The organism is Pseudomonas sp. R3.Fl, from assembly GCF_023516765.1.
Taxonomy (GTDB): Bacteria; Pseudomonadota; Gammaproteobacteria; order Pseudomonadales; family Pseudomonadaceae; genus Pseudomonas; species Pseudomonas citronellolis.
The window spans coordinates 1,079,269-1,095,675 of the sequence record NZ_JAMGSO010000001.1 but is presented as its reverse complement, the minus strand read 5'-3'; the positions used below and the strand labels follow the sequence as shown (position 1 = coordinate 1,095,675).

Sequence of the window (16,407 nt, the reverse complement as noted above, 5' to 3'; positions counted from 1 at the left end):
CCGTTTTCATTGCCATGCGCGCCCACTCCACCACCTCCGGCGCCGTTTGCCTGGATAACCCATGCACAAACCCAGTGCCACGCTGCTGATCATCGATGACGACGAGGCCGTTCGCGAAAGCCTCGCGGCCTACCTGGAAGACAGTGGTTTCAAAGTCCTGCAGGCGACCAACGGCCAGCAGGGCCTGCAGGTCTTCCAGCACGAACTGCCCGACCTGGTCATCTGTGACCTGCGCATGCCGCAGATGGACGGCCTGGAGCTGATCCGCCGGGTCAGCGAGATGGCGGTGGAAACGCCGGTCATCGTGCTTTCCGGGGCCGGGGTGATGAGCGACGTGGTCGAGGCCCTGCGCCTGGGCGCCGCCGACTACCTGATCAAGCCCCTGGAAGACCTGGCCGTGCTGGAGCACTCGGTGCGCCGCGCCCTGGACCGCGCCTACCTGCGTTCGGAGAACCGCCGCTACCGCGAGAAGCTGGAAGCCGCCAACCGCGAACTGCAGGCCAGCCTGAACCTGCTGCAGGAAGACCAGAACGCCGGGCGCCAGGTGCAGATGAACATGCTGCCGGTGACGCCCTGGGAAGCCGAGGGGCTGAAGTTCGCCCACCAGATCATCCCGTCGCTGTACCTGTCCGGCGACTTCGTCGACTACTTCCGCGTCGACGAGCGGCGCATCGGCTTCTACCTCGCCGACGTCTCCGGCCATGGCGCCTCCTCGGCGTTCGTGACCGTGCTGCTGAAGTTCATGACCACCCGCCTGCTGTACGAGTCGCGGCGCGCGGGCACGCTGCCCGAGTTCAAGCCTTCCGAGGTGCTCGGGCACATCAACCGCGGGTTGATCAACACCAAGCTGGGCAAGCACGTGACCATGCTCGGCGGGGTGATCGACCTGGAAACCGATCGCTTGACCTACAGCATCGGTGGCCACCTGCCGCTGCCGGTACTCTACGTCGACGGCGAAGCACGCTACCTCGAGGGCCGCGGCCTGCCCGTGGGCCTGTTCGAGGACGCCACCTACGACGACCGGACCATGGACCTGCCCAGGTCCTTCAGCCTGTCGTTGTTCTCCGACGGCATACTGGATGTGCTGCCCGGGGCTACATTGAAAGAAAAGGAGACGGCCCTGCCCGAGCAGGTCGTCGCCGCCGGCGGGACGCTGGACGGCCTGCGCCAGGTCTTCGGACTGGCCAAGTTGTCCGAGATGCCGGATGATATCGCCTTGCTGGTGTTGAGCAGGAACCTTGCATGAGTACCGGTAAAATCCAGTTCGCCGAGCAGGATGGCTCATTCGTCCTGAAGTTCGTGGGCGAAGTCCGACTGACCCTGTGTTCGGCGCTGGATGCCACCATTGAAAAAATCTTCGCCGCGTTGAATTTCACGGCGATCATCATCGATCTCACGGAAACCCAGAGCATCGACAGCACCACCCTGGGCCTGCTGGCCAAGCTGTCGATCCTCTCGCGGCAGAAGGTGGGGCTGTTGCCGACCCTGGTGACCACCAACCCGGACATCACCCGGTTGCTGCAGTCCATGGGCTTCGACCAGGTGTTCAACATCGTCGACCGGCCCATCCCCTGCACGGACTGCCTCACCGACCTGCCGCCCCAGGACCAGTCCGAGGAAGTGGTGCGCAGCAAGGTGCTGGAGGCCCACCGCATCCTCATGGGCCTGAACGAGTCCAACCGTGAAGCCTTCCACGACCTGGTGAGTGCCCTCGAGCACCACTGATCCGCGCGAAGCCTGTCGATAGAACGCAAACCGGCGCCCTGGGGCGCCGGTTCGTTTTGCTGCGCGTAGGTTTCAGCGGCCGCCGAGCAGGGCTTCCAGCTTCTCCTGGTCGCGGGCGAACAGGCGGATGCCCTCGGCCAGCTTCTCGGTGGCCATGGCGTCCTCGTTCATCTGCCAGCGGAAGGCGCTCTCGTCCAGCACTTGGCGCGCCTCGCCGCCGCCGGGCTGCAGGGTGCGCGGCAGTTCGCCCTGGGCGTCGGCCAGTTGCTGCAGCAGGTCCGGGCTGATGGTCAGGCGGTCGCAGCCGGCCAGTTGCTCGATCTGCCCGAGGTTGCGGAAGCTCGCGCCCATCACCACGGTGCGGTAGCCGTTGGCCTTGTAGTAGCGGTAGATGCGCGACACCGACTGCACGCCCGGGTCCTCGGCGCCGACGTAGTCGCGGGCGTTGGCCTTCTTGTACCAGTCGTAGATGCGGCCGACGAAGGGCGAGATGAGGAACACCCCGGCGTCGGCGCAGGCCGCGGCCTGGGCGAAGGAGAACAGCAGGGTGAGGTTGGTCTGGATGCCGTCGCGCTCCAGCTGTTCGGCGGCGCGGATGCCTTCCCAGGTGGAGGCGATCTTGATCAGCACGCGGTCCTTGCCGACGCCTTGTTCATCGTACAGCTCGACCAGCCGGCGGGCGCGGGCCAGGGTGTCTTCGGTGTCGAAGGACAGGCGCGCGTCCACTTCGGTGGAGACGCGCCCGGGAATGACCCCGAGGATGTCCTTGCCCACCGCCACGGCGAAGCGGTCGCAGGCCAGGCCGGCGTCACCGCCGCTGGCCGCGGTGGCGCGGGCCAGGTGCTCGGCGTAGCGGGGCAGGGCGGCGGCCTTGAGCAGCAGCGAGGGGTTGGTGGTGGCATCCACCGGCTTCAGGCGGGCAATGGCGTCGAAATCGCCCGTATCGGCGACGACGGTGGTGTACTGCTTCAGTTGTTCCAGCTTGGAGGTCATGGCAGGTCTTCCGAGTGCGATCCCCATGACCTTACCCGAGCGCAACCTCGCGCTCAACGGGACCTAGCGGCCTGCGAGAAGTTCGATGGCCTGGTCGAGCACCAGCAGCGGATCGGCGGCCTTGTGCACGTCCACCGAAAGCAGCTGGCGGAAGCGCCGGGCGCCGGGGAAACCCTGGCCGAGGCCGAGCACGTGGCGTGTCACATGGTGCATGGCGCCGCCCTCGGCGATGTGCCGCTGGATGTATGGGCGCATCCGCGCCAGGGCCTCGGCGCGGCTGATCGCCGGGACCGTGGCGCCGTACAGCGCGGCGTCCACCTGGGCCAGCAGGTAGGGGTTGTGATAGGCCTCGCGGCCGAGCATCACGCCGTCGAAGGTGCGCAGGTGCTCCTGGCATTCGGCCAGGGTCTTGATGCCGCCGTTGAGGACGATCTCCAGGTCCGGGAAATCGCGCTTGAGCTGCGCCGCCACCTCGTAGCGCAGCGGCGGAACCTCGCGGTTCTCCTTGGGCGAGAGGCCTTCGAGGATGGCGATGCGCGCATGCACGGTGAAACTGCGGCAGCCGGCCTCGCGCACCTGGCCGACGAAGTCGCACAGCTCGGCATAGCTGTCGCGCCCGTTGATGCCGATGCGGTGCTTGACCGTGACCGGAATCGACACCGCCTCGCGCATGGCCACGACGCACTCGGCCACCAGCGCCGGATGGGCCATCAGGCAGGCGCCGATCATATTGTGCTGCACCCGGTCGCTGGGGCAGCCGACGTTCAGGTTCACCTCGTCGTAACCCGCAGCCTCCGCCAGCTTCGCCGCCGCCGCCAGCTCGGCCGGCACGCTGCCGCCCAGCTGCAGCGCCAGCGGGTGCTCGTACTCGTCATGGCGCAGGAAACGCGCGGCATCGCCATGCAGCAAGGCCCCGGTGGTGACCATCTCGGTGTAGAGCAGGGCATGGCTCGACAGCTGGCGCAGGAAGAACCGGCAGTGGCGGTCGGTCCAGTCCATCATGGGGGCCACGGAGAAACGGCGGGAGGGCTCGGGGCGCGCGATTGCTGGCTTGGTGGGCGATTCTGGAGGCATCTCGGTGGATCGTGTTCCGCTGCGTTTCGGGGCGTTTTCGCTTGTGCCTGACGCTTCGCCGGTACCGGGTATCCGGTCAGCCTGGCTGATCATTGGCCAGCGGAAACGCAAGGATGGAACCGTCGCTCATGCGGTACGGATCAGGATCATGGGCGACGGCCGGCAATTCTATCAGGAATCCCGGGCCGTCGATCGCCGGCAGGCGGCCGGAGCCCGGGCCGGCGCGCCGATACCGGCTACTTGTCCGGCGTCGGCGTTCTACTGGGGCCCTACAGGCTTAGCAGGCCGACACCGCCCTCGATGCTGAACCGCGTGCCATAGGGCTGCGACAGCTGCGCGAAGCGTTCGAGGATGGCGCGGCCATGCTCGCCTTCGGCCAGGCGCGGGCGCCCGCGGCGATGAATGGCCTCGCCCAGGCCCAGGCTGACCGGGTGCAGCTCGATGGCCTGCAGGCGGCCGCCGTCGAAGCGGCAGACCGGCACCAGGGTTTCCCAGAAGCGCGCATCCGCGGGGAAGCTGCGGGTGTCGTTGCGGGTGCGCTGCTGGAAGACCTTGGAGGGCGTCTGCTCGCGATCGACGCGGAACTGCTCGTAGCTATCCACCGGCAGGCGCTCCACCAGCTCGTTCTGGCCGATGAAGTTGCCCAGGCTGTAGAAGATCGGCTTGCCGTTGTAGATCTCCATGCCGCGCAGCAGGTGCGGGCCGTGGCCGACCACGATGTCGACGCCGGCGTCGATCATCCGCCGCGCCACCGGCTGGAGGAATTCCGCCGGGGTTTCCAGATCCCATTCGCCCTCGGCGTTGTAGCCCAGCTCGTGGGCGTGGATGCTCAGCACCACCACGTCGGCCATCAGTCGCGCCTCCTCGACCCAGCGCAGGATGTCGTCGACGTCCTTCTTCCGCGGCGTGGTGCGCAGGCGCGTCTGCTGGCCCTCGCGGAACAGCACCGGGGTGAAGGGGCCGAACACCGCCAGCGACGGGTGCGGCAACGGGTGGGCGAAACCCAGGTCCACCGCACCCTGGTACAGGCGGTCCAGGCCGAGGCCGGCGATCAGCTCGCGCACCTGGGCCATCTGCGCCGGGGTCACTTCGTGCACGGTGTCGAAGCGCAGTGGGTTCAGGCCCGGGCGGCCGGGCATGTCGCGGCCCTGGTCGCTGGCTTCCTGGCCCTTGCCGAAGGTGGCGCTGCAGGCGAGCAGGGCGACGGTGCCCTCCGGGCGCGTGCAATAGACCGGGCGCCGCGCCTCTTCCAGGTTGCTCCCGGTGCCGGCGTAGAGCAGTTCGCGCTGGCGCAGCTGCCGGTGCATGGCGTGCAGGCCGGCGATGCTGTAGTCCAGCGCGTGGTTGTTGGCGGTGGAGAACAGGTCGAAGCCGCCCGCCGCCAGCTCGTCGAGAACCCAGGCCGGGGCGCCGAAGTGCGAGCCGCCGCTTTCCAGGGCCGGGTCGCCGGCGAAGTCGTTGGGCAGCACTTCCAGGTTGGTGAAGCTGACGTCCGCGCTGCGGATCAGGTCGAACAGCGGGCGCAGGGTCGCGTCCTCGAGGCTGTTCAGGCGGCGCTGCAGGATGCTGTCGCCGGTCAACGCAATCTTCATGCTCGTCCCCATGGGCTGCCAGGTTGGATGGCGCGGACTATAGGGCAAGGCGCGTCGCGTGCCGGCTGAATCCTTCTTATCCCGATAGCCGCTGGTTATCGGCGCGGGCGGCGCTTTTGGCTATGGGCATAAGTTTTTTTCAGAGGCCAGCCGTGCAACGCGGCTCTTACTATGCGACCGCCTCCCGGTTCGCTGTGTTTTTCATGGCGCCGGGTTGTGCGGGAAGCCCCCGGGCTCCCCCCCTTGAAGCACGTTCCAGGCGGAGAAAACATGAAAAGAACAAGAACCGAAGGTGCATCCCTGCGACCGCGGAAACTGGCATTGGCGGTCGGCATGGCCCTGGGCGGCGCGCTGCCGGCCCACGCGGCAACCTTCAACATCGGGGAGATCGAGGGGCGTTTCGACTCCAGCCTGTCCATCGGCGCCAGCTGGGCCATGGACAACCCGGACAAGAAATTCATCGGCAGCCGCAACGGCGGCAGCGCCTCCAGCGCCACCTCCGACGACAACCGGCTGAACTTCAAGAAGGGCGAGGCCTTCTCCAAGCTGTTCAAGGGCGTGCACGACCTCGAGCTGAAGTACCAGGACACCGGCGTGTTCCTGCGCGGCAAGTACTGGTACGACTTCGAGCTCAAGGATGGCCACCAGCACCTCTACGACATCGACGACAGCGGCCGCGACCAGGCCGCGCGCTCCTCCGGCGCCCAACTGCTCGACGCCTTCGTCTACCACAACTACAGCGTCCGCGACCTGCCCGGCAGCGTGCGTCTGGGCAAGCAGGTGGTGAGCTGGGGCGAGAGCACCTTCATCCAGAACGGCATCAACAGCATCAACCCGGTGGACGTCTCGGCCCTGCGCCGCCCCGGCTCGGAGGTCAAGGAAGCGCTGATCCCGGTGCCGATGTTCTATTTCAACCAGGGCATCGTCGAGAACCTGTCGCTGGAAGCCTTCTACCAGCTGAAATGGGAAAAGACCGTGGTGGACAACTGCGGCACCTTCTTCGGCAGCGATATCGTCGCCCAGGGCTGCGACACGGGCATGGCGATCAACGGCAGCGACTTCGACCGCGACATCGACGGCACCGGCGTGCGGGGCGGCTATGGCTACGTGCCGCGGCTGGGCGACAAGGACGCCCGCGACGGCGGCCAGTTCGGCGTGGCCCTGCACTGGATGGTCGAGTCGCTGAACGACACCGAGTTCGGCCTCTACGCCATGAACTACCACAGCCGCACGCCCTACAGCAGCTGGATCGTCGGCCAGGGCGCGCTGGCCGACCCGGTCGGCGGGCTGTTCGGCCAGGGCGGGCGCAGCACCGCGCGCTACTTCCTGACCTACCCCGAAGACATCCGCCTGTACGGCCTGAGCTTCAACACCACGGTGGGCACCGCGGCGCTCTCCGGCGAAATCAGCTACCGGCCGAACATGCCGCTGGGGCTCAACGGCACCGACATTTCCGCCGCCGCCACCCTCGGCGCGGCATCGACCAACCCGGCGGTCAACGCCGGCCTGCCGATCTTCGCCAGCGGCTGGGCCGACTCGGCCTACGGTTCGCTGATCCAGGGCTACCAGCGCAAGCCGGTGACCCAGGCGCAGGTCACCCTGACCAACACCTTCGACAACCTGCCGCTGGTGCGCGCCGACCGCCTGACCCTGGTCGGCGAGGTCGGCTTCACCCACGTCAGCGACCTCGGCCCCACCGACGGCAGCGCCCTGCGTTTCGGCCGCAGCAGCGTCTATGGCAATGGCGAGCTGGGCGCGGCGGGCAGTTCCTCGCTGCTGGGCCTTGCGGGCAACGCGCTGTGCACCGGGGTGGTCAACACCGCCAACCCCGGCGAGTGCAACAGCCACGGCTTCTACACCGGCAACTCCTGGGGCTACCGCCTGCGCGGCCAGCTCGAATACAACGACATGATCGGCGGCGTGACCCTCAAGCCGAACCTGTCGTTCGCCCACGACGTGCAGGGCTACGGCCCGACCTTCAGCGAAGGCGAGAAGGCCCTGAGCATCGGCCTGGACGGCGAATACCTGAGCAAATACACCGCCAGCATCAGCTACACCGACTACTTCGGCGGCGACTACAACACCAACACCGACCGCGACTTCCTCGCCGTCAGCCTGGGCGTCAGCTTCTGACGCCCCCCGGAGGACCCACCATGCAGCACAAGCTCCTGCTCAAGGCCGGCTGCCTCAGCCTCGGCCTGCTCGCCGGCCAGGCGATGGCCGCCGTTTCCGCCGACCAGGTCGCGCGCCTGGGCGCCGACCTGACGCCGATGGGCGCCGAGAAGGCCGGCAACGCCGACGGCAGCATCCCGGCCTGGACCGGCGGCCTCGCCACCAACGCCGGCGCCCTGGACGCCGCGGGCTTCCTCGCCGACCCCTACGCCGGCGAGAAGCCGCTGTTCACCATCACCGCGCAGAACGCCGAGCAGTACAAGGCGAAGCTGACCCCCGGCCAGCTGGCGATGTTCAAGCGCTTCCCGGACAGCTACCGCATCCCGGTCTACCCCAGCCACCGCAGCGCCGCCTACCCGGCCGAGGTGCTCGCCGCGGTGAAGGCCAACGCCGGCGCCACCCACCTCGCCGAGGGCGGCAACGGCCTGGAGAACTTCAAGGTCTCGATTCCCTTCCCGATCCCGCAGAACGGCCTGGAGGCGATCTGGAACCACGTCACCCGCTACCGCGGCAAGACCATGCTGCGCACCACCGCGCAGATGAACCCGCAGAGCAACGGCGACTACACCATCAGCTACATGAAGGAGCAGTTCGCCTTCCCCTTCGGGCTGAAGGACTACGACCCGGCGAAGATGGACAACATCCTCTACTACTTCCGCCAGGAGATCCTCTCGCCGCCGCGCCGCGCCGGCAGCGTGATGCTGGTGCTGGAGACCATCAACCAGGTCAAGGAACCGCGCATGGCCTGGATGTACAACGCCGGCCAGCGCCGCGTGCGCCGCGCCCCGCAGGTGGCCTACGACAGCCCCGGCGCCGAAGGCATGCGCACCTACGACGATTTCGACATGTTCAACGGCTCGCCCGACCGCTACGACTGGAAGCTGCTGGGCAAGCAGGAGCTGTACATCCCCTACAACAGCTTCGCCCTGGACTCGCCCAAGGCGAAGTACGCCGATATCGTCAAGCCGGGCCACCTGAACCCCGACTACACCCGCTACGAACTGCACCGCGTGTGGCACGTGGAGGCGACCCTGAAGCCGGGCCAGCGCCATGTCTACAGCAAGCGCGACCTGTACATCGACGAAGACAGCTGGCAGATCGCCGAGGCCGACGCCTACGACGGCCGCGGCAACCTCTGGCGCGTTTCCGAGGGCCACGCGCGGCCGTTCTACGACCAGCAGTTCACCTGGCTGACCGCCGAGACCCACTACGACGTGCTGTCCGGGCGCTACACGGTGTCGGGCCTGCGCAACGAGGAGAAGGGCGCGTACCGCTTCGACCTCGAGTCCACCAGCAATGACTTCACCCCCAGCGCCTTGCGTGCTACCGGGATTCGTTGAGTCGACAGAGCAACTCCATCGATGCTCTCTTTGTGGGCGGCTGGATGGCCGCCTTTTTTTCGGGGGCATTTATGGGGGGGAGTTTGCTGGTGAATTGGGGACGTTGGGGGGGAGCACCCTCTCCCCAGCCCTCTCCCTGAAGGGAGAGGGGGCTTGTCCGTGCCGAGATAGGAAATGGTTTCAGCCGGATGTCGCTGAGCTTGCCGGCTAATGCCGAAACTCCCGAACACTCCGAACGGTCCCCTCTCCCTTCAGGGAGAGGGTTAGGGAGAGGGAGCGGACTAGACCCTTACACTTTTCCCACCGGCAGACCCCCACGCCCAACCCAATACCCCACCAGCCATGACCAACCACTCACCCGGGAATCCGGCGTTTTTTACAATTGGCCGCTGCCTGCCCACGCGATTTTTGCTTTACCTTGCGCGGTACAAGTCGAATAGAGCGGTCGTAGCCCCATCATGAAGTTGCATCAACTGCGCGCCATGGTCGCCATCTGCGAGAGTGGCAGCATCCAGGAAGCCTCGCGCCTGCTGCATATCTCGCAGCCGGCGCTGTCCAAGAGCATCAAGGAACTCGAAGCCGAGCTGGGCGTGCCCCTGCTGCTGCGCTCCAACCGTGGCATCACCGCCACCGAATATGGCGAGCGCCTGGTGCGCCGGGCGCGGCTGGTGGTGGAGGAGGTGCGCCGCGCGCGCGACGAGATCGAGACGCTCAAGGGCGCCATGGACGGCCGCGTGGCCATCGGCGTGTCGCCGGTCACGCCCAGCCAGCAGTTCGCCAACTGCCTGCTGCGCTACCGCAAGCGTTTCCCCAAGGTGCAATTGCAGATCAACGAACTGCGCCCGGCCAAGCTGCTGGAGGGCCTGCGCGAAGGCCAGCTGGACCTGGCGCTGACCTCGCAGCCGGCCTCGCGCAACATCGACGGCTTCCTCTGGCAGGAACTATACGCCCAGCCCACCACCCTGGCGGTGCGCAAGGGCCATCCGCTGCGCGCGGCCGGGTCGCTGCACGAGCTGCTCGACCAGGAGTGGCTGATCCCCGATTCCCTCGACGTTTCCCTGGCCGGGGAGATGTTCCGCGAGCACCGGGTGGAGCCGCCGCAGCGCATCATCGAGTGCGCCTCGGTGGTGCTCTACGCGGAGCTGGCGGCCAACACCGACGCGGTGAGCTTCTGGTCGCGGCGGGTGTTCGACCTGCCGGTGGTCTCCAGCACCCTGGAGCCGCTGAACATCGCCGAGCGCGTGCCGGGCACCGATATCTCGCTGGTCTCGCGGCCGCCCGAGCTGATGACCCGCGAGGCGCAGATGCTGGTCGACGAGCTGGTCTACGCCTTCAAGGGCCCGCATCTGCAAAAGCCCGCCGGCTGACATAACCAGCCTGGATAAGCATGTGCAGAGGTCATTATTCAGCCCGCCATGGCTGAGGCATGCTGCCGGCCGTCGTCATTACAACAAGGACCAGGGCCATGATCCAGGCCAGCCCCGAGCCGCTTGCGCGCATCCAGCACTGGCAGGATGAGTTCGCCGCCATCCGCCGGCAGATCCACCAGCACCCCGAGCTGGGCTTCGAGGAACGGCGCACCGCCGAACTGGTGGCCGGCTACCTGCGCCAGTGGGGCTATGCGGTGCACGAGGGCGTCGGCGGCACCGGCGTGGTCGGCGTGCTGCGCCTGGGCCAGGGCCCGCGCAGCATCGGCATCCGCGCCGACATGGACGCGCTGCCCATCGAGGAAGCCAGCGGCGTGCCCTACCGCAGCCGGGAGCCCGGCAAGATGCACGCCTGCGGGCATGACGGGCACACCGCCATCCTGCTCTGCGCGGCGCGCTACCTGGCGCAGACGCGCGCCTTCGACGGCACCCTGAATCTGATCTTCCAGCCCGCCGAGGAGACCCTCGGCGGCGCCGTGGCGATGATGGAGGACGGCCTCTTCGAGCGCTTCCCCTGCGATGCCGTGTACGCCCTGCACAACGCGCCGGGCCTGCCGGTGGGCTGCTTCCTGACCCGCGAGGGGCCGCTCACCGCCTCCAGCGACCGCGCCACCATCCGCCTGCTCGGCGTCGGTGGCCACGGCGCCATGCCGCATGCGGCGAAGGACCCGGTGGTGGCCGCCGCCGAACTGGTGCTGGCGCTGCAGAGCATCGTCTCGCGCAACGTGCCCGCCAGCGAGGTCGCGGTGATCACCGTCGGCGCCATCCATGCCGGCGAGGCGGCCAACGTGATTCCCGACCGGGCCGAACTGCGCCTGAGCGTCCGCGCCACCCGCCCGGACGTGCGCCAGCTGCTGAAGCGGCGCATCGCCGAAGTCACCCAGGGGGTGGCCGCGGTACATGGCATCCAGGCGCAACTGGACTACGAGGAGCTGGTGCCGGTGCTGGTCAACACCCCGGCCGAAACGCGCCTGCTGCGCCAGGTGGCGAGCGAACTGGTGGGCCCGCAGCGGCTGCTGTCCGAGCCGCCGGCGGGCTTTCTCGGCAGCGAGGATTTCGCCTGGATGCTCGAACGCCGGCCGGGCTGCTACATCGCCCTGGGCAACGGCCAGAGCGGGCCGAGTGGCTGCATGGTGCACAACCCCGGCTACGACTTCAACGACGCGGCCATCCCCTTCGGCGCCAGCCTCTGGGTGCGCCTGGTCGAGACCTACCTGGCCGCCTGATGGCCAATGGAGCAACGATGCGCAACGCACGCCGTACCCTGGTGCTGGTCCTGCTGATGCTGGTGATGGTCATCAGCGTGATGGACAAGACCATCTTCGCCTTCGCCGGGGCGCAGATCATCGACGAGTTGAAGCTGACGCCGAGTGAGTTCGGTTTCATCGGCAGCGCCTTCTTCTTCCTCTACTCGGTCTCCGGGGTGCTGGTGGGCTTCCTCGCCAACCGCTTCCCGACCCGCTGGATCCTCTTCGGCATGTCGCTGGTGTGGATGCTGGCGCAGCTGCTGGTCAGCTTCAGCAGCGGCTTCGCCGCGCTGGTGGCCAGCCGCCTGCTGCTGGGCGCCGGCACCGGGCCGGGCACGGCGGTGACCCAGCACGCGGTGTTCAAGTGGTTCGGCCCGCGCGAGCGGGTGCTGCCCGCGTCGCTGATCCAGGTGTCGATCATGCTCGGCGCGGTGCTCGGCGCGCTGACCCTGCCGCTGGCCATCCAGCACCTGGGCTGGCGCATGGCCTACCTGGCGCTGGCGCTCATCGGCCTGCTGTGGATGCTCGCCTGGCTGGCCTTCGGCCGCGAGGGCAGCCACGCCGAAGTGGACGGCGAAGAAAGCGGCCAGCGCCTGCCGTACCGGCGCCTGCTGCTCAACCGCACCTTCCTCTGGATCACCCTGCTGGGCTTCCTCGGCTACCTGCCCAACGCGCTGGTCTACAGCTGGGTGCCGGTGTACCTGCAGAAGGGCCTGGGCATGACGCCGCTGCAATCGGGCTACACGGTGATGGCGGCGACCCTCGGCGTGATCGTGTTCAACCTCGGCGTTTCGGCCTGGTCGCAGCGCCTGCTCAAGCGCGGCGTGCCGGTGCAGACCGCGCTGGTGCGCCTGCCGGTGGTCTGCGCGATCCTCGCCGGCGCGGCTTTCGTCGGCCTCGGCGGTTTCCACGGCAACCTGCCGGCGGTGATCGGCCTGTACCTGGCCGGCTGCGTGCTGATCAACCTGCTGCCGACCTTCTGCAACACCATAGTGGCGCACATCGCGCCGCCGGCGCAGCGCGGCTCCATGCTGGCCATCCACATCGGCGGCCTGACCAGCGCGGGCATGCTCGCGCCCTGGCTGATCGGCCAACTGGTGGAGTACAAGGGCGGCAACATCGCCCAGGGCTTCGAGCTGGGCCTGGGCCTGATCGGCGCCGCGGTGATCCTCTGCGCGCTGCTCGGCCTGCGCCTGATCGCCCCCGAGCGCACCCGCCAGGCGCTGCACGGCAGCGCCGCCACGGACCTGCCCGCCACGGCATGAGCCGCGGCGGCCGCCCATGAGCCGGCCGCCGACCCCCTGATCCCATCCCTTTCGCGCCTTCCGGGCGCGGGCCCGGCGGCCCGCGTTCCGGCTGCGCTCATCCCGGAGAGACGATGAACCCGTCCGCCTGCTTCTCCCAGAGCTACGCCGAGGCGCGTGGCAAGTTCCTCGCGGCCTGTGCCGCCGCCGGCCTGGCCGTCGAATCCCATGACCACCCGCTGCCCGGGCGCGACGGCGAGCCGCTGGCCCTCGACGTGGCCCGCGACGGCCCGGAGGACGCCAGCCGATTGCTGATCATCAGCAGCGGCTGTCACGGCGTCGAAGGCTTCTGCGGTTCCGCCGTGCAGACCGCGATGCTGCGCGACCCGCATTGGCGGGCCCGCGTGCACGAGAGCGGCTGTGCCGTGCTCTACCTCCACGCGGTCAATCCCTACGGCTTCTCCTGGTGGCGGCGCTGGACCCACGAGAACGTCGACCTCAACCGCAACTTCCTGGACTTTTCCACGCCCCTGCCGGAGAACCCGGCCTACGCCCGTCTCGATCCGCTGCTGGTGCCACGCCGCTGGCCGTCGCGGTTGAGCCGTGCGCGCTTGCTGCTGCAGGTCCTGCGCCATGGCCGCCGGCACCTGCAACAGGCCGTTTCCTGCGGCCAGAGCAGCCATCCGCACGGGCTCTTCTATGTCGGCGCCGAACCCACCTGGAGCAACGGCAAGGTGCGCCAGGTGCTGCGCCAACAGGGCCGGCGCTGCCGCGAGCTGGGCTGGATCGACCTGCATACCGGCCTCGGCCCCCGCGGGCACGGCGAGCGCATCCACTCCGGCGAAAACACCGCGGCGTCGCTGGCCCGCTCCCGCGCCTGGTGGGGCGAGTCGGTGCGTTCGGCGGAGGAGGGCAACAGTGTGTCGGTGAGGCTCAACGGCAAGATGGTGCACGCCGCGCTGCAGGAATGCCCCCAGGCACGGCTGACCTCCATGACCCTGGAATTCGGCACCCTGCCGGGATTGCAGGTGCTGGACGCGCTGCGCGCCGACCAGTGGCTGGCCCGCTCGCCGCAGGTGCCGGCGCACAAGGCCGGGCGCATCAAGCAGCAGTTGCGTGATGCCTTCTACGTGGATGCTGACGACTGGAAACGCCAGGTGCTGGAGCAGGCCTGCGAGGCGGCCTGGCTGGCGCTCCGGGGCCTGTGCGAGGCGTAGCTTCGAAGGGGCCGGTTTGGCGATCGCTCAGGAATCGTTGCGGTTGCGGCGTTCCATGAAGAATCGCCACTCCTTCTGGATGGTTTCGTAAGGCACATAGACGCTGAGTTTCTTGTCGTTCTGCCGGGCACCCATTCTCGGGGTTTGAACTTCAGCGCCGGGCGGGCCTGCTCCTGGGATCGGAAAGCCAACAGCAGGTCTTCTCCGGAGCGTTCGGCAACCAGCGCATCGCTCAGGGAAGCATGCTGGGGCTCCTGCAATAGGTACAGGTTGCCAGGCTTGCTCATCAGGACTTGTTCAGGCGCGGCCTGGCTTGCATCCAGGGTATATGCCTGTATGAGGGAGTCTTCGGTCACGACCGAGAAATTTATTTTGCTATCGATCAGATTTTTCATTTAGGTACGGATAGTCAGATAGTTACAGGGTCAACCCTCTTCCCGCATCCTGCAGCAGGCGCGAACCCACAAGCGTCTCTAAAAGTGCCAATGCCCGCGGGGCGGGCGACATGAGTCTTCGGGGTCGCTTTCGGCGCTTGAGAAACAGTTCTCCGGTGGATTTCCGAAGGAGAAATTCAGCGCTGATCTGTTTAGAAGAAGTTGCGTCGTCTTGCGCTGAGAAGAGTAGGGCGCGGCCTTCGGGGCAGGTATCTGACGAGTTCTAAAATGGCCTGGATCGGCGCCTTGCTTTTCGTCAATTCGATATGCCGGGATCGCGCAGCCTGCGGGATGGCCGCCTCGGAAAAGGCCGTTCCATGCGCCTACGCTGGCGGTGATATCGGGATCGGCTTGATGGCCGCCGCTACTGGGTCGATGCACTTCCTGCGCGCTTTCTGAAGTCAATGTCCGCTGATAGGCCTGGAAGATAATCCGTGTTCTTCCAGTCAGGGCTGTTGGGGGCCGGGTTCAAGATGATCGCGGTATGTAGTGGCAAGGAGGGTTGGCCGCTACTTCTGTCCGCAGCCTGGGGTGGTCGTACTTGGCGGAATCGTGGAGCGAAGAATTCAGACGGCGTCGCATGGTGTTGCCGGAGTTCACCTGGATACCATCCTGGCTGCCCGGAACCGGTTCGGGACCTGCCGATAGCATTTGCTTGGCTTGAAACAAGTTGAATAGCGCCGGTCTTGCCTCGTGGATATTTCGAGAAAAAGACTCCAGGAAATGGAACTTCGCCCCTGTCGTGGATGAAAGATTCACACTCGTTCATCTGGTGTGGGTCTTCGGCTGTTGCTTGAACCTGTGCCCTGTATTTATTGAAAGGATCGCGTGAATGAAATTGAGAAACACCTTAGGCGTCGTTGTGGGTGCCATGGTCGCCTTGTCTGCCATGGATGGCTTCGCCCAAGGCCGGAATTCGGTCGAGGTCGAGGCTTTCGGCAAGCGCTACTTCACCGACAGCAATCGCAACATGCAGAACGGCGACCTGTACGGCGGCTCCCTCGGCTACTTCCTGACCGACGACGTCGAGCTGGCGCTGTCCTACGGTGAATACCACGACCTCCGCGGCACCTCCTCGAGCGGCAATGCCAAGGTGCGTGGCAGCCTGGCCTCGCTGGACGCCATCTACCACTTCGGCGCTCCCGGCGCGGGCCTGCGCCCGTACCTCTCCGCCGGCATCGGCCACCAGAGCCTGACCGACGTCAACAGCGGAGACGGACGCCGCCGCAACCTGACCATGGCCAACATCGGCGCCGGCCTGAAGTACTACTTCACCGAGAACTTCTATGCCAGGGCCGGCCTCGACGGCCAGTACGGCATGGAAAGGCGTGAAAGCGGCCACCAGGGCGAGTGGATGGCCGGCGTCGGCGTCGGCCTGAACTTCGGCGGCGGTTCCAAGCCGGCCCCGGCTCCGGAACCGGTCGCTGAAGTCTGCTCCGACGAAGACCACGACGGCGTCTGCGACAACGTCGACAAGTGCCCGAACACCCCGGCCAACGTCACCGTCGACGCCAGCGGCTGCCCGGTCGTGGCCGAGGCCGTGCGCGTCCAGCTGGACGTCAAGTTCGACTTCGACAAGTCCAGGGTCAAGCAGAACAGCTACGCGGACATCAGGAACCTGGCCGACTTCATGAAGCAGTACCCGTCCACCTCCACCACCGTTGAAGGCCACACCGACTCCGTCGGCACCGACGCCTACAACCAGAGGCTGTCCGAGCGTCGTGCCAACGCCGTTCGTGACGTGCTGGTCAACGAGTACGGCGTGGAAGGCGGCCGCGTGAGCGCCGTGGGTTATGGTGAGAGCCGTCCGGTCGCTGACAACGGCACCGCCGAAGGCCGCGCCGTCAACCGTCGCGTGGAAGCCGAAGTGGAAGCCCAGGCCAAGCAGTGATCGACCGGAGCTGACGAGTCAGCCCGATCTAGGCTGCAATGCCGTTCACTC

The 16,407-nt window shown here is 67.1% G+C and carries 13 protein-coding genes; 10 read left to right on the top strand and 3 right to left on the bottom strand.

The window, feature by feature from the left end:
* Nucleotides 1-61 precede the first annotated feature (61 nt).
* Both rssB and rssC read left to right on the top strand, forming a co-directional pair.
* Nucleotides 62-1,246 (top strand): two-component system response regulator RssB, encoded by a 1,185-nt coding sequence (rssB, locus tag M8R19_RS04425; RefSeq protein WP_009619157.1) that lies wholly within the window; start codon nt 62-64, stop codon nt 1,244-1,246.
* Nucleotides 1,243-1,725 carry an anti-sigma factor antagonist RssC gene (gene rssC, locus M8R19_RS04420; protein ID WP_043266908.1) on the top strand — a complete coding sequence of 161 codons (483 nt, stop codon included), beginning with the start codon at nt 1,243-1,245 and terminating at the stop codon, nt 1,723-1,725. The genes rssB and rssC overlap by 4 nt, the downstream gene beginning before the upstream one ends.
* Before the next feature lie 72 nt (nt 1,726-1,797).
* Here rssC and tal read toward each other — a convergent pair whose 3' ends face one another.
* From tal to M8R19_RS04405, 3 genes are all read right to left on the bottom strand, one after another.
* Complete coding sequence (gene tal, locus M8R19_RS04415; protein ID WP_009619159.1) at nt 1,798-2,718, bottom strand: transaldolase; 921 nt, start codon at nt 2,716-2,718, stop codon at nt 1,798-1,800.
* A 63-nt stretch (nt 2,719-2,781) separates the two neighbouring features.
* On the bottom strand, nt 2,782-3,792 hold the full coding sequence (gene dusA / locus M8R19_RS04410) for a tRNA dihydrouridine(20/20a) synthase DusA (protein ID WP_249917138.1): 1,011 nt from the start codon (nt 3,790-3,792) through the stop codon (nt 2,782-2,784).
* Nucleotides 3,793-4,061: 269 nt separating this feature from the next.
* Nucleotides 4,062-5,384, bottom strand: a complete 1,323-nt coding sequence (locus M8R19_RS04405) for a CapA family protein (protein WP_249917137.1) — start codon at nt 5,382-5,384, stop codon at nt 4,062-4,064.
* A 270-nt stretch (nt 5,385-5,654) separates the two neighbouring features.
* On the opposite strand from M8R19_RS04405, the gene M8R19_RS04400 reads away from it, so the two are divergent.
* The 8 genes from M8R19_RS04400 to M8R19_RS04365 all read left to right on the top strand — a co-directional run bounded on the left by M8R19_RS04400 (nt 5,655) and on the right by M8R19_RS04365 (nt 16,356).
* The gene (locus M8R19_RS04400) at nt 5,655-7,517 is read left to right on the top strand and encodes a DUF1302 domain-containing protein (RefSeq protein ID WP_116423803.1); all 1,863 of its coding nucleotides are present in this window, start codon (nt 5,655-5,657) and stop codon (nt 7,515-7,517) included.
* Between the two features lie 20 nt (nt 7,518-7,537).
* The gene (locus M8R19_RS04395) at nt 7,538-8,896 is read left to right on the top strand and encodes a DUF1329 domain-containing protein (RefSeq protein WP_074983597.1); all 1,359 of its coding nucleotides are present in this window, start codon (nt 7,538-7,540) and stop codon (nt 8,894-8,896) included.
* A gap of 458 nt (nt 8,897-9,354) precedes the next feature.
* Complete coding sequence (locus tag M8R19_RS04390; RefSeq protein ID WP_074983600.1) at nt 9,355-10,263, top strand: LysR substrate-binding domain-containing protein; 909 nt, start codon at nt 9,355-9,357, stop codon at nt 10,261-10,263.
* 98 nt (nt 10,264-10,361) lie between these two features.
* Nucleotides 10,362-11,549, top strand: coding sequence for a M20 aminoacylase family protein (locus M8R19_RS04385; RefSeq protein WP_249917136.1), 1,188 nt, complete (start codon nt 10,362-10,364; stop codon nt 11,547-11,549).
* A 17-nt stretch (nt 11,550-11,566) separates the two neighbouring features.
* Entirely contained in the window at nt 11,567-12,835 is a 1,269-nt protein-coding gene (locus M8R19_RS04380; protein ID WP_249917135.1) for an MFS transporter, read from the top strand.
* 113 nt (nt 12,836-12,948) lie between these two features.
* Complete coding sequence (locus M8R19_RS04375) at nt 12,949-14,031, top strand: M14 family metallopeptidase (protein ID WP_249917134.1); 1,083 nt, start codon at nt 12,949-12,951, stop codon at nt 14,029-14,031.
* 662 nt (nt 14,032-14,693) lie between these two features.
* Nucleotides 14,694-14,864, top strand: coding sequence for a hypothetical protein (locus M8R19_RS04370; RefSeq protein ID WP_249917133.1), 171 nt, complete (start codon nt 14,694-14,696; stop codon nt 14,862-14,864).
* Between the two features lie 433 nt (nt 14,865-15,297).
* Nucleotides 15,298-16,356: an OmpA family protein gene (locus tag M8R19_RS04365; RefSeq protein WP_249917132.1), complete on the top strand. Its 1,059-nt coding sequence runs from the start codon at nt 15,298-15,300 to the stop codon at nt 16,354-16,356.
* The last annotated feature ends 51 nt before the right edge of the window (nt 16,357-16,407 follow it).

Excerpts from the sequence above, each read along its gene's own strand:
- rssB (WP_009619157.1), top strand. The coding sequence starts at position 62 with ATGCACAAACCCAGTGCCACGCTGCTGATCATCGATGACGACGAGGCC.
- M8R19_RS04400 (WP_116423803.1), top strand. The coding sequence starts at position 5,655 with ATGAAAAGAACAAGAACCGAAGGTGCATCCCTGCGACCGCGGAAACTG.
- tal (WP_009619159.1), bottom strand. The coding sequence starts at position 2,718 with ATGACCTCCAAGCTGGAACAACTGAAGCAGTACACCACCGTCGTCGCC.
- M8R19_RS04395 (WP_074983597.1), top strand. The coding sequence starts at position 7,538 with ATGCAGCACAAGCTCCTGCTCAAGGCCGGCTGCCTCAGCCTCGGCCTG.
- M8R19_RS04370 (WP_249917133.1), top strand. The coding sequence starts at position 14,694 with ATGGCCTGGATCGGCGCCTTGCTTTTCGTCAATTCGATATGCCGGGAT.
- M8R19_RS04385 (WP_249917136.1), top strand. The coding sequence starts at position 10,362 with ATGATCCAGGCCAGCCCCGAGCCGCTTGCGCGCATCCAGCACTGGCAG.
- M8R19_RS04405 (WP_249917137.1), bottom strand. The coding sequence starts at position 5,384 with ATGAAGATTGCGTTGACCGGCGACAGCATCCTGCAGCGCCGCCTGAAC.
- M8R19_RS04380 (WP_249917135.1), top strand. The coding sequence starts at position 11,567 with ATGCGCAACGCACGCCGTACCCTGGTGCTGGTCCTGCTGATGCTGGTG.
- M8R19_RS04365 (WP_249917132.1), top strand. The coding sequence starts at position 15,298 with ATGAAATTGAGAAACACCTTAGGCGTCGTTGTGGGTGCCATGGTCGCC.
- dusA (WP_249917138.1), bottom strand. The coding sequence starts at position 3,792 with ATGCCTCCAGAATCGCCCACCAAGCCAGCAATCGCGCGCCCCGAGCCC.
- M8R19_RS04375 (WP_249917134.1), top strand. The coding sequence starts at position 12,949 with ATGAACCCGTCCGCCTGCTTCTCCCAGAGCTACGCCGAGGCGCGTGGC.
- M8R19_RS04390 (WP_074983600.1), top strand. The coding sequence starts at position 9,355 with ATGAAGTTGCATCAACTGCGCGCCATGGTCGCCATCTGCGAGAGTGGC.
- rssC (WP_043266908.1), top strand. The coding sequence starts at position 1,243 with ATGAGTACCGGTAAAATCCAGTTCGCCGAGCAGGATGGCTCATTCGTC.